Raw genomic sequence first — 21,150 nt, forward strand, 5'->3', positions numbered from 1 at the left:
CTTACAGTTAATAAGGTGAGAAATTCTGCTTAAGTTCCCGTAGAATACGCCCTCGTTTTTATTGGTAGGGTATAAGTTGTGACACGAGATCAGTTTGAGCTTTTAGCACCTGGTGGTGATGTTGAATCTATTAAAGCAGCAATTGCGGCAGGCGCTGATGCCGTTTATTGCGGACTAGACCGCTTTAACGCTCGAAACCGCGCAGCAAACCTAACCTTAGAAAACTTAACAGGTGTTTTGGCACTCGCACACGCTAACAACTGCCAGATTTTCCTGACGCTTAATGTGTTGATCCTGGAGAGTGAGATTCCAGCAGTCATGCGACTGCTTGCTCAGCTAGCACAAACTGATATTGACGGCGTCATCGTTCAAGACCTAGGACTCGCTTACCTACTCAAGCACCATTTTCCTGAATTAGATGTGCACGCATCTACTCAGCTCAATACCCACAATACTGGGCAAATTGAGTTCTTAAAGCAGATGACGGTAAGTCGAGTTAATCTTTCGCGCGAGTTGAATATCAAAGAGATTGGTCATTTAGCCAAATTCGGCCACCAGCACAACGTGTTAATGGAAGTCTTTGTCCATGGTTCATATTGCATTGGATTCTCTGGCCTTTGCTATATTAGCTCTGCTCGCAATGGTGCGTCAGGCAACCGCGGACGTTGCAGCCAGCCCTGTCGTGAGCAGTATGAGACGACAAAAGTAGGTTCCGATTACCCATTAAACTTAAAAGACAATTCCGCTTTTAATGACCTGCAATCGTTAGCCGATGCTGGAGTTTATTCTCTCAAAGTAGAAGGCCGTATTAAGAAGCCTCATTACGTCTATACTGTCGTTGATAACTGGAGAAAACAAATTGACCGTCTGTGCGACGGCAAAGCACTCTCCAATGATACAACCGATCTTTACACCGTATTTAATCGTGATTTTTCCAATGGCTTCCTGCAAGGTGAGTTTGGAAAAAACATGTATATCGACAACCCGCGTGATCACGCGGTAAAGCACTTCTCAACGGTCTATCAATGCACTACCAGTGATGAAATTCAGTCCGTAAAACGTCGTCTTTACGATAAGAAAAACAAAATTATTCAACGTGTTGAGTCTGAAGTTTCGGCGATGGACCTCGGCGCAACGAATACCGTAACCAGCTTAAAAGGCTCCATTGAAGCTCCTAAACTAGCGCCTCTACTTGAAAACCCGACAATTGGTAGTAAAAAGCGCCTTTCCATACTTGTTTCATCGGAACAGGACGTCAGTCTAACGCTTAACGATAATGTCGATGTCTATTATCAATTGCCGATGGGTCTAAAAGCCGAGTTAACATCACTCATTGCACTCTTTGAAGCTAATCCTCGACTCAAACCATGGTTCCCTGCCATTTTAATTGGTGATGATTTTGAGGCGGCGAAACAGCTGTTAGATGCCATTAATCCATCGACACTGGTAACTGATAATTCAGGTGTCGGCTTTTACGCACAAAGTACTAGGTTGAATTGGATCGCCGGCCCTCAGATGAACACTGCGAACTCTTATTCGCTCAAATGTTTAAACGACGAATACCAAGCCAGTGGCGCGTTCTTATCGAATGAACTGAGCAAAAAACAGCTCAAGTACATCCGTCGTCCAACTACGATGCGAACGTTCTACAGTGTTTATCATCCAAATACTTTACTTACCAGTCGACAGTGCTTATTCCAACAAACTGAAGGATGTAAAAAGATTAAGGTAAATAATGGCTGTTTGAAGCGCTGCAGTAAACGAACGTCAATCATTAACTTAAAAGACAACCCATATGTGGTCGATAAACAAAAAGGTTCGTTTAACAGCCTTTATAGTGAGCTGAATGTTCTAAACCTAGAAGTACTCAATGACCACAACGATCTAATTACGGATGTATTCATTGATATGCGCAACATTCAAACTGAAACTAAGGTCAACGACGATAAGCAGCTAATTATCAACAGTTTTTTGCAGTGGCTGGCTGAGCCAGAGCATACATCAGGTGCTGCTATAGCGACTCTCATCTCGCCAACAACAAACCACCAATATTCGAAGGGTATTTAGGCCCTAGCTAACCAACGGTAGCCCATTGTTACCGTTGGTTTTTTACCAAGATTTACATTCAAACCTAGCGCATAATCGAAATAAACAGAGTATTATGTAATACAAATTCAACTCCCAACTCCTCTATTTAGTCTTAGAGTCTCTTGATGGAACACCAATGACAAATGGAATTCGCTACAAAGTAATACTACTCGCCTGCCTAATTATTAGCGTTGGTCAGTTGAGTATGGGCTTAGTATTCCCATCACTGCCTTGGATTGCTGCGGATTTTGATATTTCTTTGGACCAAGCACAGCTTCTGGTCGGTATCTATTTATTGGGTTTCGGACCATCTCAATTCTTGTATGGTCCCATTTCAGATGCTGTGGGACGAAAAAAAGTCCTGTTATCGGGACTCATCATCGCCTTAATGGGGCTAATAACAATAATTGTCTTTCAGAGTACGTTTGAAGGGATGGTATTAGGCCGATTTTTACAAGGCTTAGGGACGGGATGCTGTGCCGTACTCGCTAGAGCATCAACCAGAGACCAGTTTAACGGTGCTGATCTTCCAATTGCTATGTCCTACATCGCAATGGCCGCTTCCATAACCCCTGTCATTGCGCCAGTCCTCGGTGGTTTCATCAACTTCCATTTCGGTTGGAGCATGGTTTTCGTTTCCTTGTTTAGTTATGTTGCATTGGCATGGATAGTCATTGCTTTCCAATTCAAAGAAACAGTAGCTCAAAAATCTTCAATACCATCTCCACGAAAAATGCTGTGCCAATACTGGGAACTGATGCGTTCGACCTACTTTATGAGCTTCGCCAGTATCGGATGGCTGAACTTCAGTTTAATGATCACTACCGTATCCGTTATGCCTTTTATCATGCAGAATCAAATTGGTATGAATTCTGATGAGTACGCATTATGGGCGCTTATCCCGGCTTTCGGTATGATTTTAGGTACGACACTATGTAATCGAATACGTCCTATCATCGGTACAAGAAACATGCTCTTTTGTACGCCTCTCATACACTTAATTGCAGCACTTTGGTTATTTCTATCTCCCCTCGAACCTATCTATTTAATGTTAGGTCAGTTTTTGATGATTTTAGGTAACGGCATCGCACTCCCTTGCTCTCAAGCAATGGTCCTTCTTCCATACAAAAAACAAGCAGGTGTCGCCGCCGCTTTATCTGGAGGTGGGCAGATGATTGTATCATCCCTGGTTAGTATGGGATTGGTTCGGATAGGTTTGAGTGAACCTTGGCATTTATCAATGGTAATAACGCTCTTCGCAGCAATTACATTCACAAATATCCGCAACGGATTTAATGCAGAGCAATCATCTTCATCTCCCTAAATCCAAGGAATCACTAAAGACATAACATCAGCAAGTATTATGATTAATAGTCCGGTTGATGATCTTGAAAATAAACCGTCGCATCCATAATATTGCCATCTTCGAGTTTGCACTCATTAGAAGCGGATATAAAGCTACCGCCATTCGCCTCACAATAATGCTGGACCTCAGTTTTCACCGGTTTAGGGGCTTGGTGTATGTTGTTTGCACAACCAAATAGAGTTAGTGGTGCAACTAATATCATTAGTACTAATTTTCTTTTCATTTCTCATTCTCACGTGGTTATTAATTCGTATTCAACTGGTTAGCAGTTACCTTTCCACTGGATTGCTCCGCATATTAGTTATGTTGGACATGTTGCTAATGAACTTATATACGACAACCAGATACCAATCTTTTCGGATTCAAAAGTAAATCGATGGCTTCGTGAATGCTGTTAGAGATTAGATCTGCTCGCATAAGTGCTTTTGGGTGAACGCCTTCCGCTGTCTGAACGACAATGCCTAACGTCACTTTTTCAAGCATAAGTACATCGTTTAGACCTCTACCAATAGCAACAGAGCTTGAGGATGGTGTAGACATAGACTCGCTTTTCTGTCTTTGAGTATTACAGTGGTCTAAAGTGACTACGTTAACGGGTAGAGACGACAAAACGTCTTTGGCGGTGCCAAATGTATCCGCAGTTAGCACGTAAATATCTACTAATGAAGCAAGCTCTCTTAGCTTATTTTCGCCCCCCCCAATGAGCTTTCCATCCTCAGCTAACGTACCATCAAATCCAAAATATACCGTTTTAATCGTTTTAGTCCAATTTGGTATAGGTATTTCAATACTCATATCTATTCCTCGAAGAAGTTTCTTTCATTTAAACAATTATCGAGAAGAAACCCTCAATAAAATACAGGTTAATTATAAATCTCAACAAACAAAACCAAATTAATCACAATACGATTAACTCGTGTTAATTGTAAATCCAAGTAATCTCATGCTTAGCTGAAATATCGTGATTTAAGTTTAATGCGAAGCTATCACAACAACTACTGAATTACACTTCAAAGAGATTTTAGTATTACTAAATCAATAAAAACCATGATTATCAATACGATAGTAATTTTACACGTATAAAGGACACCTAATTAACGTTTGAATAGATTACTGTTCTGATGAGTAGATTTAGAGTTAGCCAATTATTTAGCTACTTGAGTATTCATTAGAGTACGGATTCTAGAGATAAAAAACACAATAGCATTTTGATTTAATGCATTTTTAACTTAGCACTGCCCAATATCATTCTATAAAAAACGCCTTGTCACCCTTCAACTCGTAAAATAACTGCCATAGATAAAATCAACCAATGGAACTACTCATAATCTTACCTATAATATAGCTGTCAGTAATATTCTGGCTAATGACTAAATTAACACTAAAAGGAAGTATGAGGTTAAATATGTATAAATCTATTTTCAGACTCATGATGCTCGTATCTTTTTCTATACTAACCATCGCTTGTACTGCAACACAAAGCTCAGATAAAGAGAACATGGATGCGTCCATGGAATCATTACAAAGTGGCACGTTGGTTGTTAATGATTTTGGATATGAAGTATCGGATGGCGATGAGGTTAGACAGCAGTTTGATTCTTACTTATCTCCCATCTATCGAGAAACTTACATTACGAGCAAACAAGCTAAAGAGATGAACCTAAAACCTGGTTACACTTTCCATGTATATGACTTCCAGTCTGTTAAGAATTTAGACAAGAAGATTGCTGAAAAAGTCAAAAAGGACAAACCTATTTACTTTACTGTTGACTACTACAAGAATGTTGTGGGCGATGATGACCAAGTAGAATATAACGCGAAGGTAACGTTCTATTAATATTATGATGTGCCGCCTCTATGCAAGTCGGGCGGTACTATCATCACTGCAACATAAGCAGACACGATTTTTGAAGACCCTAGATGTCCAAGCAGACAACTTTTGATCTAAATGGTGTAGTTCATTTATGGCGAGCGAAAGCTTAGGAACGTAATTCTAGAATACTTAGTTGTTTCAGGTGTTATGTGAAGAGTAAATAACATGGGGGAGAAATTGGAGCGTGCAGCGGGAATCGAACCCGCATCATCAGCTTGGAAGGCTGAGGTAATAGCCATTATACGATGCACGCATCATCGCGGAACAAGAGTTAATATGCCATATCTGAGACAAAAGAAAAGCACTAATTAGGACTTAAGTGTTTGTTTGCACATTTTTTATTCTTAACGAACAATTCTTACCCGCTTCAAATCACCTACCTTGAAAAATCCGTGATATGGTGCACAAATGTGATAAAGGGCGACACCAAGTAGCCCTTTATCGACTATGTCGGACTATACCATTGTTGGATCTGGTTCTAACCCCATTAATGCTCGTCCTAGGATCTGAGCACAAACATCGTAATCAGTATAGGCATGTGCACCTGTCATATGAGAGTCACGGAATAAACGCTGGGCTTCGTTGTCGCTAAACCATGCCATACCGCCAGAGGCTTCGAAAAGACGGTCAACACTTTCAATGCAAATCTTAACAGCATACGCTTGATTTGTGCGCCAGTAGCTTAGGGTCTCTGCTGAAGGGTACTCCTTGCGCTCGCCATGTTCCTTGTGATCCTGCCAAGTTTTCTCTAATAGGGCTCTAGCAGCCGCAACCTGATGTGTTGATTCCGCAAGACGCATCAACGCAGGAGTTGCTACGCCAACATTAGCGCCGGTGTAAGCTCGTACACGGTTCTTCTGCTTTTCTTTGTAAACATCCAACATACGTTCAGCGATACCCAAGCCAATAGCTGCAAAGCCACATGCAAAGTAAGGGCGATAAGGTGTGTAGAAAATGTCGCTCTCTGGGTATAAGTCAAAGCCAGCGGACTCCCCTTCCATCATACTTTTTGCGGTTTCAATTCTGTGTTCCGGAATGAAAACATCTCTAAGCTCTAGTGTTTTCGTACCACTTGATTTCATACCCGCAGCATACCAGTCATCGACAATCTTGTACTGATGGCGAGGAACGATACCAAAACAATAAGATTTATTGCCATCTTCATCGAAACGATTGAATCCTAAAATGGCCCAATCTGCATGATCACATCCACTACTCCAACGCATATCACCGTTGAAGATGACGCCGCCTTCTGTTTCATCAATCTTACCAAACGGAGCGATACTGCTGCTCGCTGTGGCTTCAGGGTCACTTCCCCAGAACTCTTCCTGCGCTTCTTTGGAAAACATAGCCATTTGATGACTGTGAGTCGCCAACAAGCTTGCGCCCCAAGCTGTACCTCCACATGCACCAGCAAGTGCAGCGACACAATCAGTAAATTCTGGCAAAGAGATTTCAAGGCCACCGTAAGCCTTAGGTTGAAACGCCCTAAAGAACCCAATCTCTCTTAGCAATCGGATGTTTTCTTCGGGTGGCGTTCGGTCTTGTTCTGCTTGCATCGCGTTATTAGCGATAGTTGGCAAAATAACGTGTAATTTTTCGAGTAACGGATTAGGTTTTTTCATCATCGATTCCTTTTGAAGGTTAGCCCTATAATCGTTATCAGGTGGGCAATTACTGACTAGTATGTTCACAAAATCGAAGTTGTTAAATGGATGTTACCTTTGTTTGCTTGTACTTTTCGCAGAGTTACCTAATATATTAACTATTAACTCAAATTGAGAAGATAAAGCATATGGAATCTCTCACTATCCCTAACCTGAATATTGGTAAAGTGTACGACTCTCGTTATCAGGATAATGACTTTCACGTTGAAAAATTGGATAGTCTAGCCTTGTTCTTTGGTCGTAACATGCCAACTCATTATCACGATCGTTACTATCAAATTCACTGTATTTTGGAAGGGAACACGCACGTTTTACTCGATGAATCTCACTACTCGCGGAACGGTGTCACACTGTTCTTTACTCCCCCGACCGTTCCTCACTCCTTTGTCACAGAAGATCACGCCAATGGCTTTGTTATTACAGCCAGTCAAACCCTTGTTTGGAGGTTATTAGACATTGAAATTGGAAGAAATGATGTTGCTTCTACCGCCATGCAACCTTTTTGCACAGAGCTCGAAAGTGGGCATCGTTTAGTGACACTTTTTGAGCATTTGATAGCGGAACAAAGCGGATCAGATTTTATGAATGACATCGCCTGCCAGTCGATCTTACAACTTATACTGATCGATGTTATTCGCTTAGCAAATGCTCAACCAACCAATACTACTTATCGTAGTAGCGATGTTCATATTTTTAATCAATTTAGCCAACTTATTGAACAACACTACAAGTCTCATTGGACGCTTCCTCAGTATGCAGAAAAACTCGGATTAACAACAGCACGGTTAAACGATATCTGTAAACGTATTAGTGGCTTAGCGTCAAAACGTTTAGCCTCTGATAGAGTAATGCAAGAGGCTAGAAGACTATTACTATTGACGGCCATGTCAGTACAAGAAGTCGCATATGAATTGGGATACCAAGACCCCGCTTACTTTGCTCGTTTTTTTAAGAAAAACGCTGGTGAGACGGCAACAGAGTTCAGAGAAAGAGAGCAGCAATAGCTGCCTCTTCCTCTATGAGGATGTATTGAATATTCTGTTAAGAATGGTGAATGTGGACACTCGCTTTTTATTACTTTAAACCACCCATAAACATGTATTTCATCTCCATAAACTCTTCCATTCCATGTCGGGAACCTTCACGCCCTAGCCCCGACTCTTTAACTCCTCCAAATGGTGCAGCAGCAGTAGAAATGAGACCTTCATTGATACCAATCATACCCACTTCCAACGCATCACCAACTGTCCACGCCTTCGCCAACGACTGAGTATAGAAATAAGCAGCCAATCCTGAGTCTGTGTTATTTGCTCTGGCAATCACTTCTTCGACTGACTGGAACTTAAATAATGGCGCCAACGGCCCGAAGGTTTCTTCATGTGCTACTAACATATCATCGGTGACACCTGTCAATACGAAAGGAGTCACAAACTGACGATTGCGCTCATCAAATCCACCGCACCGAATCTGAGCACCTTTTACAATGGCATCATCCACGTGCGATTGTACTTTTGCCACGGCTTGAGCATTAATCAGAGGCCCTATGGTCACGCCTTGCTCAAAACCGTCGCCTACTTTTAACGCTTGGACTTTCTTGGTTAACTTAGAAGCAAATTCATCATAAACCGCCTCCTGAACAAAAATACGGTTTGCGCATACACAGGTTTGTCCAGCATTTCTGAACTTTGCAATCATCGCCCCTTCAACAGCGGCATCTATATCAGCATCATCAAATACAATGAACGGAGCATTACCTCCAAGCTCTAGCGCCATTTTTTTAATAGATGAGGCGGATTGATTCATTAGGATCTTACCTACGTTAGTTGACCCAGTGAACGATACTTTGCGCACCCATTTGTGTGCAGTAACAACGCTGCCGATTTCAACTGCGTCACCGGTAATCACGTTTAGCAGTCCATTAGGAATACCCGCCTGTTGTGCTAATTCAGCGAGAGCAAATGCAGTAAAAGGCGTATCAGGCGCTGGTTTTAACACTACTGAACAGCCCGCTGCAAATGCAGGTGCACATTTTCTGGTGATCATCGCTGCAGGAAAGTTCCAAGGCGTGATTGCTGCGACCACACCAATAGGCTCCTTAGTCACAACGATTTTTCCATCAGTCTTATGACTAGGGATCATTTCTCCATAAGCGCGTTTCGCTTCTTCGCTATACCACAATACAAAGCTTGCAGCGTAGGTAATCTCTCCTTTCGCTTCTGCATGTGGTTTGCCCTGTTCTGAAGTTAAAATTGTGGCAAGATCTTCGGTATTTTCAACAATCAAATCATACCATTTTCTCAATACCACGGACTTATGCTCGGCAGTGGTGTCCTTCCACAATTGGAATGCAGATTGTGCAACCTCAACACTTAACTCTGCTTCCGCTTTGCCCAGTCGAGGCACTGAACCAATCTCTTGTTGATTCGATGGGTTATAAACCACATCATAAGTGCCGTTAGGTGAACTAAACCATTCACCGCCAATAAAACAGCGTTGCTGAATCAATAATTTAGGATTATTGAGTTTCATGTGCTCTCCTAGTCAGTCACTTCAAATACTACGTTAACTTGCCCTGTGCCAGAGCTAGGGAAGTATTCTGTTATTACTTCACTTCTACCTTCATACTTATCCCATCCCAGAGCGCCAAATAGCATAGCAGTGTCATGCATTCCCCCTTCACCTGAACAAAGCTTTGCATAATCAGGAAGCATCTCGAGGAAAGTGCCGTAATCACGCTGAGCCCAGAGTTCCAGTACGCGCAAGTCTACTTGGCGGTTAAACTCCTTTGAGATAGTGAACGTGCCGTTGTTGGCTTCATACTCCTCATTATTCCATATTCTGTGTGATAGCGAGCCAGAGGCTAGTAACATCACTCGACTGCTACTTTCTTCTATCGCTTCACGGATGGCTTCTCCGAGTTTGCGTGAAGACTCAATATCATGCACCGTACACCACGCAGCAATTGAGACCACTTTAAACTGACAGTCTTCATTCATATAACGCATTGGCACTAGCGTGCCGTACTCTAGGTCTAATGATTCAACTTGATGAGACAAAGTAAACACGCCTTTTTCAGTCGCGCACTCTGCGATTTTATCGCCTAAATCAGTATTACCGTAATATTGGTATTCTAGGTTTTGGATAAAATGAGGGAACTCGTTACTGGTATAGTTTCCCGAGAATCTATCTCGCGAGTTAATATGATATCCAGCATTTACCAGCCAGTGTGTATCCAGAACCACCACTGTATCCACATCAAGATCTTTAGCCATCTGAGCAATTTGTTTATGCCCATCTATCGCTGATTTACGACAACCATGTAATCTGCCTGGTTGCTCTGACATGATCATGGTAGGCACGTGAGTAATTTTGGCGGCAACACATAATTTTCCCATTTTCGGTTCCTTTTGAATAAGGCTTCGCTCTGTGGCAAGAAGCTCCATTATTGGTTGATAGGTTATTGAATATAAAACTAATACAAACTGAAGATCGTAATGACACTGGTCGTCACTACACTGACCGTTGCCATCGCTATAATGGTGGTAGGTAGTAGAACCGCCGAACACAACCCTCCCATGTTGTATCTCTGCCCAATTACGGCATAGACACCAAACATTGGCATACTCGCCAAAATGACAGCGACTGCACTCATCGTAGGATCGAGATCGAACCAAAGGACAATCATCACCAGCAGAAGCAGAGGATGAATGACTAGTTTTCCAAATACTACTGTCCCTATCTCCTTTTTCATGCCATTGACTCGCACACCAACCAAGCCGCCGCCAATCGTAAACAGCGCAACACCTGTAACAGTATTGGCGAGCATCTCGACCATCCGTTCAGCCATTTCTGGTGTATTGATGTTCAGTCCAGAGACCAACATCCCGAGCAAAATAGACAATACGATCGGATTCTTTAAAAGGCTTCTCCCTGTATCTGATAGCTTCTTAAGAAAACGAGTAGATTTGTTCGAGTTAGACATATCTGCAAGAGCTAACAAAAGCGGCAACATAATTAAATTCTCAACAACTAAGGTCAGAGAAAATGGTACTAATGCAGAGGTACCGAACAGGAAGTAAATAACAGGGAAACCGATCAACAAACTGTTGGAAAAGCTGCTTCCCAATCCCAAAACAATACTTTCTGTGACCGTTTTTTTTAGCGCAAAAATACAAAGAACAGCAACAAACGTAAAAGCTAAAAGCGAACCAACGGTGTACACCATTACATAAGCCACATTCCATACCTCTTCCAGAGGCTTAGTACTTAATGCACTGAAAATAGCGGCTGGCAATCCGAAGTTAAAAACAAACGCTGCCAACGCTTTATGACCATTTTCCGGTATGATTCTATTCTTAGAAGCAAGGTAACCCAGGCCAATAACAAGAAATACCGGGAGAATAGTCATCACTACATATTGGAGATGTTCGATAGCTATCACGAGTCTTCTCCTTCCACTTTCAAGTCTGAGACTGACTAGTAAGCTTCTGATGAATATTATTTTTCTTAAAATTTAGCTCTGGATGCAGTTCTATCATCTCAAAGCCAATACTTAAGTATTGCTGTTCGAATACTGGCTTTAAATACGCTGAAAATACCTCGAAAATTTGTTCAGCAGCTTTTCTTCTAACATCTAGGTCTCTGCCCGTACCGACTTTTGCCGTTAGGTGGACAAACCTATTTTCTGGGTCCTCATCCGCGATAAGATAGTAATCACTTTTGACCGCACGGGTTCGAATTCCACCCTTAGGAAAAACACCCGTAGCAATGGCTTCTCGATGGATAACTTTCATTAATTCCGGTATGTCTACATCCTTCTCTATGTTTGGTGAGAACTCCATTATGAAATGCGGCATTTTCATCTCCTTAAAATAGGCTCGCTACAATCGCTGAAACGAGCCTGCGCAATTGCCATTACTTTTAACGAATACTGAATGGTCAAATGACCTAGCGTTTTCCTAACGTCGGAACGTTGTGTGTATCATGAGCAATACAGATATTTTTAGTTTCCATGTAGAAGTCAAAGCTCCAATCTCCCCCGTCTCGCCCAATCCCAGACATTTTTACTCCTCCAAAAGGCGATGGTAGATTGCGGTTGTTTTCTGAATTCACCCAAATCATGCCCGCTTCCACCTTACTCGCCAATCGCATGGCTCGACCCGTATTGGATGTCCAAATGTATCCCGACAACCCGTAATCCGTATCGTTCGCTATCTCAATCGCCTGTTCCTCGGATTCAAATTCGATGCAAGTAAGCACTGGACCGAAAATCTCTTCTTTGGCAATACGCATAGTATTATCGGCTTCAGTAAACAACGTTGGCGTAAGGTAGTTACCGTTACCTAACTCCTTGATAGCTCGACCACCAACTGCTATCGTCGCTCCATCCTCTTTTGCAGCATCCATATAGCTAAGCACTTTGTTGTAGTGCGACTGATGAACTAGCGGCCCTACTTCTGTTTCTGGGTCTAACGGATGTCCTACCTGAATATTTTCCACACGTGCCTTTAACGCTTCGATAAATTTAGGTTTGATTCCTTTTTGAATTAGCAATCGACTGGAACTTGTGCAGCGCTGCCCATTTAGGCTGTATATCATGAAAACCACCGCATCCAGTGCACGTTCAAAGTCCGCATCATTAAACACGATCACTGGGTTTTTACCGCCTAGTTCAAAGTGAACTCGTTTTAATGTCGGCGCGCCTTGCGCTTGGATCATGGAACCAGTGACTGTCTCACCAACAAACGCGACTGCTTTTATGGCTTTGTGCTCGGTCAGCGCTTTGCCAGCAACTTCACCGAAACCATTCACCATGTTCCACACTCCGGCCGGCAACCCCGCTTCTTCGGCACACTCTGCAAGAATGGCTGCCGTCAAAGGACTAAACTCGGCTGGCTTATGCACAACGGTACAGCCCGCGGCTAACGCTGGTGCAATCTTCCAAGTAGAAAGCATAAACGGAGTATTCCAAGGCGTAATCACGCCCACTGGCCCAATTGGTGTCCTAACGGTATAGTTTGTATGGTCATCTTGATGAAGTGATAGACCGTTTTTAGCTTCCGGTGATTTGTCAGCAAAGAAACGGAAATTGGCAGCACCACGAATCGCAGCTTGTTTCATAAATCGTAATGGCTGCCCACAATCCATAGATTCAACAAGCGCAATTTCTTCAGCACGCTCTTCTATTTTATCCGCTAAACAATGAAGTATCTTCTTACGTTGAGCACCAGGTAAATCGGCCCACTCAGTAAACGCTTTCTGTGCTGCTAAACACGCTTGATTTACATCTTCTTCAGAGCCTTTAACCACCAACCCCAAGGGTTCGTTGTTCGTTGGCGAGAGATTCTCAAATGTTTCCCCTTCGCTTCCAAGTGTCCATTCACCGCCAATATAGTGACCTAAAGTGCGTTCCCTGTATTTAGTGAGATATTGTTCTGCTTTAGTCAAATTTAAGTCGAGTTGTTGAGCCATGATGTAATTCCTTTATCCTTTTGAATTTATCGTTGTTCGTAGAATGCCTGCTCAGATAACACTGGGTTTTCAAGCGTACCCACCTCTGCGATTTCGCACGTCACTACATCACCCGGTTGAATGTCTTTCAGACCTTTAGGTGTGCCCGTCGCAATTAGGTCTCCGGGTTTAAGAGTCATAAATTGGCTTAGATATTCAATAAGAAATGGAATGTCGAAAATCATATCCGCCGTCGTACCTTGCTGAGTGACTTCACCATTAACACGAGTTTCCAACGTCAGGTTGTTGATATCTCCAATATCATCAATATCCACTATCCAAGGTCCAATCGGACAAAGAGAGTCTCGGCTTTTTACTCGTAGATTTGGACGGTAGTAATTCTCTAAATAGTCACGGATGGCGTAGTCGTTACATACCGTCAAACCCGAGACGTATTGCAAAGCATCTTGACGCTTCACGTTTCGTGCTTCCTTGCCAATCACAGCAACAAGCTCACATTCATAATGCATAAACTCGATATCATCAGGGCGGTAAGAAGGTTGACCGTGTGCTGTTAATGTATTTTGACCTTTAAGGAAAACCAGTGGCTCTTTGGGTGGTTCAAAAGCAAGCTCTGAAGCGTGATCGGCATAATTAAGACCCAGCGCAAAAATGGTTCCTGGATTCTCTATTGGTACCAGCCACTTAAACGTATCCTTTGCTATTTTTTCGCCAGATTGCTTCGTTACAGATAAATCATCATTCACCGTTACGTTTAGCGTTTGCCCTTGATAATCTATTCTTGCCCGTCTCATTTACTCACCTCCTGTAACAATATTTTCAAGGCGAAGTACATCACCTAAGCTTGAACTCACTTGGTCATAAGGTTGCAACTCCACGCGCTCACCAGCAAATCCAACAGCAATTACGTCTCCTTTTTCTAAGGTCATGATGTGGGAAATTTTGCTGATAAGTGTCTCAATCGAGCGGTGTTGACGACTTATTGGAAAGTAACGTTTAACAGAGCCATTCACAGACGTCGTCAGCTCAAGCTCTCTAAGGTTCGGTATGTCAGAAGCTGATACTGGCGCAGACAAGGTTGTGGAATTGTCTAAACATTTTCCTTTAATATCTGGGCGGTAGTAGCTTTTCTCTGGGAGGGAAAAGTCATGCAGCAACGCGAAGCCGCCAATATACTCTTCGGCATTTTGCACGGCGACTCGACAGCATTGCTGCCCGATAATAACCGCAAGACTCGCTCCAACAACCAACGCTTTATCTTGGTTTGGCCAATCAATGGGACTATTGTCATTATTCCAAGTATTGTGGGGTTTGAAGTACAATACTGGTTCAGTGGGTAGAGCCTTATAGGGTGCTTGTTCAAACTCAATCGTCATCTTATCCAATTGCTGTTGGTCATTGAGAGCCACACACACCACTTTTCCTTGTAGTTTTGTTTTCATCATATTTCCTGCTTAATAAACGTTATCAATGACTGGCGTTTCAATGTCATCTACATGGTTAAGCTTGTAAGCAAGTTGTTCCGCACCAAGTCGGAGCAACAACGTATCAACACCAGCACCTATGAACTTAACGCCTCTCGCTGCATATTCGCGTGCTTGCTGAGGGTTTAATGACAGTATCCCCGTTGCTTTACCGGCGTGTTGAATGACCTCTATCGCGTGGTCAATTGCTGCAACAACTTCTGGGTGAGACGGGTTACCGATATGCCCCATTGAGCCCGACAAGTCCGAAGGTCCGATAAATATGCCGTCAATACCTTCCACCGCTGCAATTGCTTCAATATTGTCAATAGCTTGCTTGGTTTCGACTTGCACCAAAATACAGATCTGCTCATTCGCTCGGTGTAGATATTGAGGAACTCTATTCCACTGGGACGCTCTTGCTAGAGCACTGCCAATACCACGGTGACCAAGTGGCGGATAAAGTGCTGACTTAACCACTTGCTCGGCTTCGTTTGCATCATTAACCATCGGTACTAAAACCGTTTGTGCGCCAATATCGAGCAACCTTTTGATTAGTGTTGGATTACTGTCTTCAGCTCTGACAATTGGTGAAGCACTGTGAGCCGCCAGAGCTTGTAGGTGATGCTTAATACCCGTTAGATCAAACGAAGCATGCTCACCATCAATGAGTACCCAATCGAACCCAGCGCTTCCACAGATCTCTGCACAACTCGTATCAGGTAACCCCAACCATAACCCCCACAATGGATCATGGCCTTTTAAAGATTGTTTAAATTTGTTTTCAAGCATCTCAATTATCCTTAAACAAATTTGACCGAGATTCCGCCTAATGGACCAAAGTCCGCGTGAATCGTATCTCCCTCTTTCACTGCTACGGGACGAGTGAAAGAACCCGCTAAAATGACCTGTCCAGGCTCTAATGAAACACCATGCGGTGCAAAGCGTTTGCATACCCAACATATACCATTCGCAGGATGCCCTAATACGCCAGCTGCCAACCCGGTTTCTTCAATTTGTCCGTTGAGGTAAAGCATGGCGCCTGCCCAACGAAGGTCTAATTCTGTAGGTTTAATTGGCCTTCCACCGATAATGATTCCTCCGTTAGCCGCGTTATCCGCGATTGTGTCGTAAACTTTTCGCGTATAACCAGTTTCGGGATCAGTTCGGTGACAACGAGCAGCTATCAGCTCCAATGCTGGAACCACATAGTCGGTAGCATTAAGCACATCAAAAATAGTGACATTGTCACCTTCTAGTTTTTCTTTTAGTACGAAGGCAAGCTCAACCTCAATACGAGGATCGAGAAAGTCGCCAACAGGTATCTGTGAGCCGTCTGAAAAAAACATGTCGTCGAGCAGTACGCCATAATCCGGTTGATCAATGCTGACTGCCATTTGCATCGCTCGAGACGTAAGGCCAATTTTGTAACCTTTGACTTTTGCACCCTCTCTTTTCTTCCTATCTACCCATCGACTTTGAATTTTGTATGCGTCTTCCATCGACATTTCTGGGTAATCAAGCGTAAGGGCGGTAATTTGCTCTCTATTCTTCTCTGCTTTATAAAGGCGTTCCGCAGCTACTTGAATTTGCTCTTCTGTTAACATTCGACTTCCTTTCGTTTCAGTACTGACTTCTATTTCGACCTTTTAATTATCAACTGGCCTTTGCAAACCGAGCGACACACTCGCCGATTTAATTAACATGTTAAGTACTTTAGTTAATATATTAAATAAAGTCCAGAAACCCAAATGAACCACATAAGACACTGATATTTATATATTATTTGATATATTCTCGTTTTATAGACCATGAGACTGTAATCCATTTACATTGTAAAATTGATTAACATCACACTATTGTGCCAACAGAAGAAGTGAAATGAGGTTTTTATCACTTAGTTCTTTTTATAAACCTGTGATTAATTTTTGATTCATTGATCTAGTTAACATATTAAGCATTTTGCCTACATTTAATTAACACAACAGATTCGCATTCTGATAAAAGTAGTTAATATATTAAGTATTCAAACAACGACTCACTAAGTGGGCAATGCTCAAGCAGGAACAGAGCAATAAATAAACCGTGAAACGAAAGGAAATACGTTATGCGAGTAAACAAAGTCGCCACCATTACTAGTACTGCTCTACTTTTATTAAGTTCTTTCTCTGTACACGCAGAACCAGAAAAAATAATTAAAATAAGCACTTGGGGCTCCCCAAACCATGGTATCAACAAAGTGGTTTGGCCAACTTGGGGTCAATGGATCGAAGAAGCTACAGATGGTCGGGTTGGTATTAAAATCGAGTATGATCTTGCACCACCTCAAACACAGATAGATGTAGTTACTGATGGTATCGGTGATGTAACTTGGATCTTCCATGGACATAAAGCAGGTCGTTTTCAGTTAACTCAACTTCCTGAAATTCCAACTTTTTCTGAAGGTACTAGCTCAGAGTTAATGTCTCAGGCTTATTGGCGTACATACGAGAAGTATCTGAAAAAAGGTCGTGAACATCGTGGCGTTGAAGTAATGGCGCTAAGCGTACATGGACCTGGACAACTCATCACCAAAAATCCAGTCAAATCACTAGAGTCTCTCCAAGGCAAAAAGATTCGTGTCGGCGGTGGTGTTATTTCATCCGTTGCTAAAGATATGAAGGTAACACCTGTCTTTATTCCCACCACCAAAGTCTACGAGTCGATCTCGCAAGGTGTCGTCGAGGGCGCTTATCAACCTGTAGAAGCATTGAGCTCGTTCCGACTAGCAGAAGTCGCAGATAACACTTTAGTGATTCCTGGTGGTCTGTACCGCGGTAGTTTTGCAATCGTCATGAATCTCGACACGTTGCATGACCTATCTAAAGAGGACCAAGAAGCAATTAAGAATGTATCGGGTGAGAAGCTATCGCGCTTATTTGGCAAAATGTGGGATGACGTGGACAATTCCGCTTATACCACTGCTTTGGAAGGCGGCCATACTTTCACTCCAGCCTCCCCAGAAATGATCGCTGAACTCAAGAAATCGAGTGAGCCATTAGTTTCCAACTGGTACAAGGTTGCGGAGAAACGCAAAGTTGATGGCCACGCGGCTTACGACTACTTCTATCAACAACTTGAACAAGGATTGTAGTAATTATGAATGGTTTTAGTATTGCTAAGACCATACAGCGAGGGCTTGAAGCTCTCGCTGCCATCAGCTTACTGCTCATGATGTTGATTACGTTTGTTGATGTGACTGGTCGATATTTCTTTAACGCTCCTGTGATGGGTTCGACTGAGCTTATTGAAGTATTGCTCGCAGTTATGGTTTTTATGGCGTTTCCTCTTGTCTCTTGGAATGAAGAGAATATTTGTGTCGACCTTCTGGATAACTACTTTCCTGAAAAATGGATAGGCCTAAGACAGGTGGTGATCAACCTCATTTGCTCATGTTCTTTAATACTTGTAGCCATGATGAACTGGAAGTTAGCCGGTCGCTCGTTGGATTACGAAGAGGTAACAGAAATACTCGAGATGCCACTGGGATACGTCACGTATTTGATATCGATTACTGGCTTTGTAGGCGGAGCATTAACAGGCCTTAACGCATTGCTTTATGCCAAGGGTCTATTTAATAGTAAACCAGCAAAAAATACGATAAACACAACGAGCAAGGAGGCTTAAATGATAGAGTCCATTATTGGCTTTACAGCCCTTATCATCATGGTATTTCTTCGCTTGCCACTTGCTTTTGCAATGGGAGTTGTTGGCTTTATTGGCTTTTGGTACATCAACGATTACAACTGGAACGCGGCAATGTCGATGGCAGCAAGACGCATTATCGACACCGGACAAGATTACAGTCTTTCCGTCATACCACTATTTATCTTGATGGGTAACTTTGTCACCAAAGCAGGGCTATCCAATGAACTATACCGAGCGTGCAATGCGTTTGTCGGCCACAAAAAAGGTGGCTTATCCATGTCGACCATTTTGGCTTGTGGTGGGTTTTCAGCGATTTGCGGCTCAAGCTTAGCGACGTCTGCCACCATGTCTAAAGTCGCCATGCCGCCAATGAGAAAATATGGATATTCAGACGGTTTGGCCGCGGCCTCGATTGCTGCTGGCGGAACACTTGGAATTTTGATTCCTCCAAGCGTCATGCTCGTTATCTACGGTCTATTAACCGAGAGCAGTATACGAGAGTTATTTGCCGCAGGCTTCCTACCAGGCCTACTTGGTATTGGTCTTTATCTCGCAGCCGTTCAATGGGTAGTCTTTCGATCGCCAGACAGCGCGCCTCCCGGAGAACGCGTTAACTGGAAAGGACGATTTGTTGCCTTAAAAGGGATTCTATCGACACTACTTCTTTTTGTACTAGTCATGGGAGGCATATACGTCGGTGCGTTCACGCCAACTGAAGCTGCTGGTATAGGTGCTACTGGAGCGTTTGCCCTTGCTGCGTATCGTCGTAAACTGAATTATCAGGTCATGCGAGATATTCTTGTCGACACAGCAAAAACTTCTGCCTCTTTGTTCGCCGTGGTCATCTGTGCGCTGATTCTATCCAATTTCATCAACCGAGCCGGTTTACCTACCGCATTGGTTGAAATGATTCAAGCAGCCAACGTTACACCGATGATGGCGTTGGGGCTGATTCTATTGATATACATTATCTTGGGTTGCGTATTTGAAAGTATGTCAATGATGCTACTCACCGTACCAATCTTCTTCCCTGTAGTGGTAGAACTTGGTTTTGACCCTATCTGGTTTGGCATTGTGGTCGTTGTCGTAACAGAGATCAGCTTAATCACACCACCAGTCGGGCTAAATGTTTTTGTGCTGTCTGGGATTATTAAGGACATCAATACCGGGACCATCTTTAAAGGGGTGTTTCCGTTTTGGGTAGCCGACATGGTTCGCTTAGCAGTTATTGTTTTGGTTCCGGCAATTGTTCTGTTTTTACCGAACATGTTGTATTAACTATGAAAGAGCTTTCCGTAGAGGAAAGCTCTTTTTCGTTTAGAGCAATGTATCTACATGTATTAGCTGACAAATAACTCACCATATATCAATAGGATGACTTCGCCTCGTTTCTGATATATGGTTTATTACGAGTAAGGAAATTATGAAGGTTAACTTAGTGACTAAATACGAAGATTCTCTCCCGCTACAACTTATTCGGGCCAGAGACATCGCAATGGAATACTTTCGCCCAGTTTTAGCCAGCAATGACATAACGGAACAGCAATGGCGTGTCATGCGTGTATTGGATACGAAAGGGGAAATTGACTTTACTACACTCTCCCGCGAATCTTGTATTCTAAGCCCAAGTCTGACTGGCATCATTAATAGGCTAGAGAAGCTTGGTTACGTTGAAAAGAAAAAATGCGAACATGATGGTCGTAAATCATACATCCATTTGACCAATAAAGCCGTTGCGCTGGTTGAGACGCTTCGACCTCGCATCGAAGAGCAATATGTATCACTTAAACAACGGATGGGTGAAGAGAAGTACTCACAACTTTCCAATTTGCTCAACGAACTTATTGATAGCAAGCACTAAAACACCCGCTTAGGCGGGTGTTTTCAAGTTTAGAACTCTAACTATGGCAATTAGGCCACTTCCGCTACTTTGACGTCAGCTTGCAGATGTTTAAATTGGCGGTCGAAGTACATGAGTGCGTCCTTATCCTGAGTCGTAATTGCTTCAACCTCTAAGAACAGCACTGTATGCGTACCCATTTCTTTCATATCACTAATACGCCCTTCCAGTGTCGTTAATGCTCCTTTTAACACTGGAACTTGATATTGATTTAGGTTCCACCCTTCTAACGCAAAACGCTCTTCCATTTCCAATCCAGTCATCCCAGCGAAGTGCATGGACATTTCTTGGTGTTCACTCGCACATGTATTCACACACATACGACCATTTGCTTTGAAGATCTCATTTGAAGCACTCGAGCGATTGACGCAGACCAATACAGTTGCCGGTGAGTCAGTCACCGAGCAAACTGCTGTCGCGGTAATGCCAACGGTTCCAGCCTCACCGCCGGTAGTGACAATGTTGACCGCCGCAGCCAACTTAGACATAGCATTACGAAATTCTTGTTGTAGAGACATGGTATCTTCCTTATTTGATGACTTTAAATTGGTGCATTTATTAGCACTCCTTGTTATGTATCATCATTGTGGAGCACCTTGCTCGTACCGAACATAGACGGTTCACGCAATCGCTTG

At 42.9% G+C, this 21,150-nt stretch carries 21 protein-coding genes and 1 tRNA gene; 8 read left to right on the plus strand and 14 right to left on the minus strand.

Annotated features, from left to right (window positions below; translation table 11 throughout):
• Positions 1–78 precede the first annotated feature (78 nt).
• Together HOP38_RS22105 and HOP38_RS22110 are read left to right on the plus strand one after the other, a co-directional pair.
• On the plus strand, positions 79–2,067 hold the full coding sequence (locus HOP38_RS22105; protein ID WP_198559001.1) for a peptidase U32 family protein: 1,989 nt from the start codon (positions 79–81) through the stop codon (positions 2,065–2,067).
• A gap of 157 nt (positions 2,068–2,224) precedes the next feature.
• Positions 2,225–3,412: a multidrug effflux MFS transporter gene (locus HOP38_RS22110; RefSeq protein ID WP_062461205.1), complete on the plus strand. Its 1,188-nt coding sequence runs from the start codon at positions 2,225–2,227 to the stop codon at positions 3,410–3,412.
• A gap of 43 nt (positions 3,413–3,455) precedes the next feature.
• Here HOP38_RS22110 and HOP38_RS22115 read toward each other — a convergent pair whose 3' ends face one another.
• Together HOP38_RS22115 and HOP38_RS22120 are read right to left on the minus strand one after the other, a co-directional pair.
• Positions 3,456–3,677 (minus strand): hypothetical protein, encoded by a 222-nt coding sequence (locus tag HOP38_RS22115; RefSeq protein ID WP_124942187.1) that lies wholly within the window; start codon positions 3,675–3,677, stop codon positions 3,456–3,458.
• 104 nt (positions 3,678–3,781) lie between these two features.
• Positions 3,782–4,249 carry an ATPase P gene (locus HOP38_RS22120; RefSeq protein WP_198559002.1) on the minus strand — a complete coding sequence of 156 codons (468 nt, stop codon included), beginning with the start codon at positions 4,247–4,249 and terminating at the stop codon, positions 3,782–3,784.
• 610 nt (positions 4,250–4,859) lie between these two features.
• Between HOP38_RS22120 and HOP38_RS22125 the strand changes: the two genes are divergently transcribed.
• Entirely contained in the window at positions 4,860–5,291 is a 432-nt protein-coding gene (locus HOP38_RS22125; RefSeq protein ID WP_006069578.1) for a hypothetical protein, read from the plus strand.
• Between the two features lie 214 nt (positions 5,292–5,505).
• On the opposite strand, the gene HOP38_RS22130 is transcribed toward HOP38_RS22125, so the two are convergent.
• Both HOP38_RS22130 and HOP38_RS22135 read right to left on the minus strand, forming a co-directional pair.
• Positions 5,506–5,580 (minus strand) — tRNA-Gly (locus tag HOP38_RS22130).
• A 202-nt stretch (positions 5,581–5,782) separates the two neighbouring features.
• On the minus strand, positions 5,783–6,955 hold the full coding sequence (locus tag HOP38_RS22135) for a p-hydroxyphenylacetate 3-hydroxylase oxygenase component (RefSeq protein ID WP_198559003.1): 1,173 nt from the start codon (positions 6,953–6,955) through the stop codon (positions 5,783–5,785).
• Positions 6,956–7,122: 167 nt separating this feature from the next.
• On the opposite strand from HOP38_RS22135, the gene hpaA reads away from it, so the two are divergent.
• Positions 7,123–7,998, plus strand: a complete 876-nt coding sequence (hpaA, locus tag HOP38_RS22140) for a 4-hydroxyphenylacetate catabolism regulatory protein HpaA (RefSeq protein WP_198559004.1) — start codon at positions 7,123–7,125, stop codon at positions 7,996–7,998.
• Between the two features lie 70 nt (positions 7,999–8,068).
• Here hpaA and HOP38_RS22145 read toward each other — a convergent pair whose 3' ends face one another.
• From HOP38_RS22145 to hpaH, 9 genes are all read right to left on the minus strand, one after another.
• On the minus strand, positions 8,069–9,523 hold the full coding sequence (locus HOP38_RS22145) for an NAD-dependent succinate-semialdehyde dehydrogenase (RefSeq protein WP_198559005.1): 1,455 nt from the start codon (positions 9,521–9,523) through the stop codon (positions 8,069–8,071).
• 8 nt (positions 9,524–9,531) lie between these two features.
• Positions 9,532–10,389, minus strand: coding sequence for a 3,4-dihydroxyphenylacetate 2,3-dioxygenase (hpaD, locus tag HOP38_RS22150; protein WP_198559006.1), 858 nt, complete (start codon positions 10,387–10,389; stop codon positions 9,532–9,534).
• A 77-nt stretch (positions 10,390–10,466) separates the two neighbouring features.
• Positions 10,467–11,435: an AEC family transporter gene (locus tag HOP38_RS22155; protein ID WP_006069573.1), complete on the minus strand. Its 969-nt coding sequence runs from the start codon at positions 11,433–11,435 to the stop codon at positions 10,467–10,469.
• A 19-nt stretch (positions 11,436–11,454) separates the two neighbouring features.
• Complete coding sequence (locus HOP38_RS22160) at positions 11,455–11,850, minus strand: 5-carboxymethyl-2-hydroxymuconate Delta-isomerase (RefSeq protein WP_198559007.1); 396 nt, start codon at positions 11,848–11,850, stop codon at positions 11,455–11,457.
• A gap of 91 nt (positions 11,851–11,941) precedes the next feature.
• The gene (hpaE, locus tag HOP38_RS22165; RefSeq protein WP_006069571.1) at positions 11,942–13,465 is read right to left on the minus strand and encodes a 5-carboxymethyl-2-hydroxymuconate semialdehyde dehydrogenase; all 1,524 of its coding nucleotides are present in this window, start codon (positions 13,463–13,465) and stop codon (positions 11,942–11,944) included.
• A 26-nt stretch (positions 13,466–13,491) separates the two neighbouring features.
• Positions 13,492–14,259: a fumarylacetoacetate hydrolase family protein gene (locus HOP38_RS22170; protein WP_171390963.1), complete on the minus strand. Its 768-nt coding sequence runs from the start codon at positions 14,257–14,259 to the stop codon at positions 13,492–13,494.
• Positions 14,260–14,907: a fumarylacetoacetate hydrolase family protein gene (locus HOP38_RS22175; protein WP_198559008.1), complete on the minus strand. Its 648-nt coding sequence runs from the start codon at positions 14,905–14,907 to the stop codon at positions 14,260–14,262.
• Between the two features lie 12 nt (positions 14,908–14,919).
• A complete protein-coding gene (gene hpaI / locus HOP38_RS22180) occupies positions 14,920–15,720 on the minus strand; it encodes a 4-hydroxy-2-oxoheptanedioate aldolase (protein ID WP_198559009.1) in 801 nt (266 codons plus the stop codon).
• Between the two features lie 11 nt (positions 15,721–15,731).
• Entirely contained in the window at positions 15,732–16,535 is an 804-nt protein-coding gene (gene hpaH / locus HOP38_RS22185) for a 2-oxo-hept-4-ene-1,7-dioate hydratase (RefSeq protein WP_006069567.1), read from the minus strand.
• Positions 16,536–17,035: 500 nt separating this feature from the next.
• Between hpaH and HOP38_RS22190 the strand changes: the two genes are divergently transcribed.
• The 4 genes from HOP38_RS22190 (at position 17,036) to hpaR (ending at position 20,476) form a co-directional block, all read left to right on the plus strand.
• Complete coding sequence (locus tag HOP38_RS22190) at positions 17,036–18,061, plus strand: TRAP transporter substrate-binding protein (RefSeq protein ID WP_006069566.1); 1,026 nt, start codon at positions 17,036–17,038, stop codon at positions 18,059–18,061.
• A gap of 5 nt (positions 18,062–18,066) precedes the next feature.
• Entirely contained in the window at positions 18,067–18,594 is a 528-nt protein-coding gene (locus tag HOP38_RS22195; protein ID WP_006069565.1) for a TRAP transporter small permease, read from the plus strand.
• A complete protein-coding gene (locus tag HOP38_RS22200; protein WP_124942190.1) occupies positions 18,595–19,893 on the plus strand; it encodes a TRAP transporter large permease in 1,299 nt (432 codons plus the stop codon).
• Positions 19,894–20,038: 145 nt separating this feature from the next.
• Positions 20,039–20,476 carry a homoprotocatechuate degradation operon regulator HpaR gene (gene hpaR, locus HOP38_RS22205; protein WP_006069563.1) on the plus strand — a complete coding sequence of 146 codons (438 nt, stop codon included), beginning with the start codon at positions 20,039–20,041 and terminating at the stop codon, positions 20,474–20,476.
• Positions 20,477–20,526: 50 nt separating this feature from the next.
• On the opposite strand, the gene hpaC is transcribed toward hpaR, so the two are convergent.
• Positions 20,527–21,033: a 4-hydroxyphenylacetate 3-monooxygenase, reductase component gene (gene hpaC / locus HOP38_RS22210; protein ID WP_006069562.1), complete on the minus strand. Its 507-nt coding sequence runs from the start codon at positions 21,031–21,033 to the stop codon at positions 20,527–20,529.
• Positions 21,034–21,150: the final 117 nt, after the last annotated feature.

This window comes from Vibrio mediterranei, assembly GCF_013364395.1.
Lineage (GTDB): Bacteria > Pseudomonadota > Gammaproteobacteria > Enterobacterales > Vibrionaceae > Vibrio > Vibrio mediterranei.

Coding starts and splice junctions, on each gene's coding strand:
- HOP38_RS22110 (WP_062461205.1), top strand. CDS start 2,225: ATGACAAATGGAATTCGCTACAAAGTAATACTACTCGCCTGCCTAATT.
- HOP38_RS22115 (WP_124942187.1), bottom strand. CDS start 3,677: ATGAAAAGAAAATTAGTACTAATGATATTAGTTGCACCACTAACTCTA.
- HOP38_RS22120 (WP_198559002.1), bottom strand. CDS start 4,249: ATGAGTATTGAAATACCTATACCAAATTGGACTAAAACGATTAAAACG.
- HOP38_RS22125 (WP_006069578.1), top strand. CDS start 4,860: ATGTATAAATCTATTTTCAGACTCATGATGCTCGTATCTTTTTCTATA.
- HOP38_RS22135 (WP_198559003.1), bottom strand. CDS start 6,955: ATGATGAAAAAACCTAATCCGTTACTCGAAAAATTACACGTTATTTTG.
- hpaA (WP_198559004.1), top strand. CDS start 7,123: ATGGAATCTCTCACTATCCCTAACCTGAATATTGGTAAAGTGTACGAC.
- HOP38_RS22145 (WP_198559005.1), bottom strand. CDS start 9,523: ATGAAACTCAATAATCCTAAATTATTGATTCAGCAACGCTGTTTTATT.
- hpaD (WP_198559006.1), bottom strand. CDS start 10,389: ATGGGAAAATTATGTGTTGCCGCCAAAATTACTCACGTGCCTACCATG.
- HOP38_RS22160 (WP_198559007.1), bottom strand. CDS start 11,850: ATGCCGCATTTCATAATGGAGTTCTCACCAAACATAGAGAAGGATGTA.
- hpaE (WP_006069571.1), bottom strand. CDS start 13,465: ATGGCTCAACAACTCGACTTAAATTTGACTAAAGCAGAACAATATCTC.
- HOP38_RS22170 (WP_171390963.1), bottom strand. CDS start 14,259: ATGAGACGGGCAAGAATAGATTATCAAGGGCAAACGCTAAACGTAACG.
- HOP38_RS22175 (WP_198559008.1), bottom strand. CDS start 14,907: ATGAAAACAAAACTACAAGGAAAAGTGGTGTGTGTGGCTCTCAATGAC.
- hpaI (WP_198559009.1), bottom strand. CDS start 15,720: ATGCTTGAAAACAAATTTAAACAATCTTTAAAAGGCCATGATCCATTG.
- hpaH (WP_006069567.1), bottom strand. CDS start 16,535: ATGTTAACAGAAGAGCAAATTCAAGTAGCTGCGGAACGCCTTTATAAA.
- HOP38_RS22190 (WP_006069566.1), top strand. CDS start 17,036: ATGCGAGTAAACAAAGTCGCCACCATTACTAGTACTGCTCTACTTTTA.
- HOP38_RS22195 (WP_006069565.1), top strand. CDS start 18,067: ATGAATGGTTTTAGTATTGCTAAGACCATACAGCGAGGGCTTGAAGCT.
- HOP38_RS22200 (WP_124942190.1), top strand. CDS start 18,595: ATGATAGAGTCCATTATTGGCTTTACAGCCCTTATCATCATGGTATTT.
- hpaR (WP_006069563.1), top strand. CDS start 20,039: ATGAAGGTTAACTTAGTGACTAAATACGAAGATTCTCTCCCGCTACAA.
- hpaC (WP_006069562.1), bottom strand. CDS start 21,033: ATGTCTCTACAACAAGAATTTCGTAATGCTATGTCTAAGTTGGCTGCG.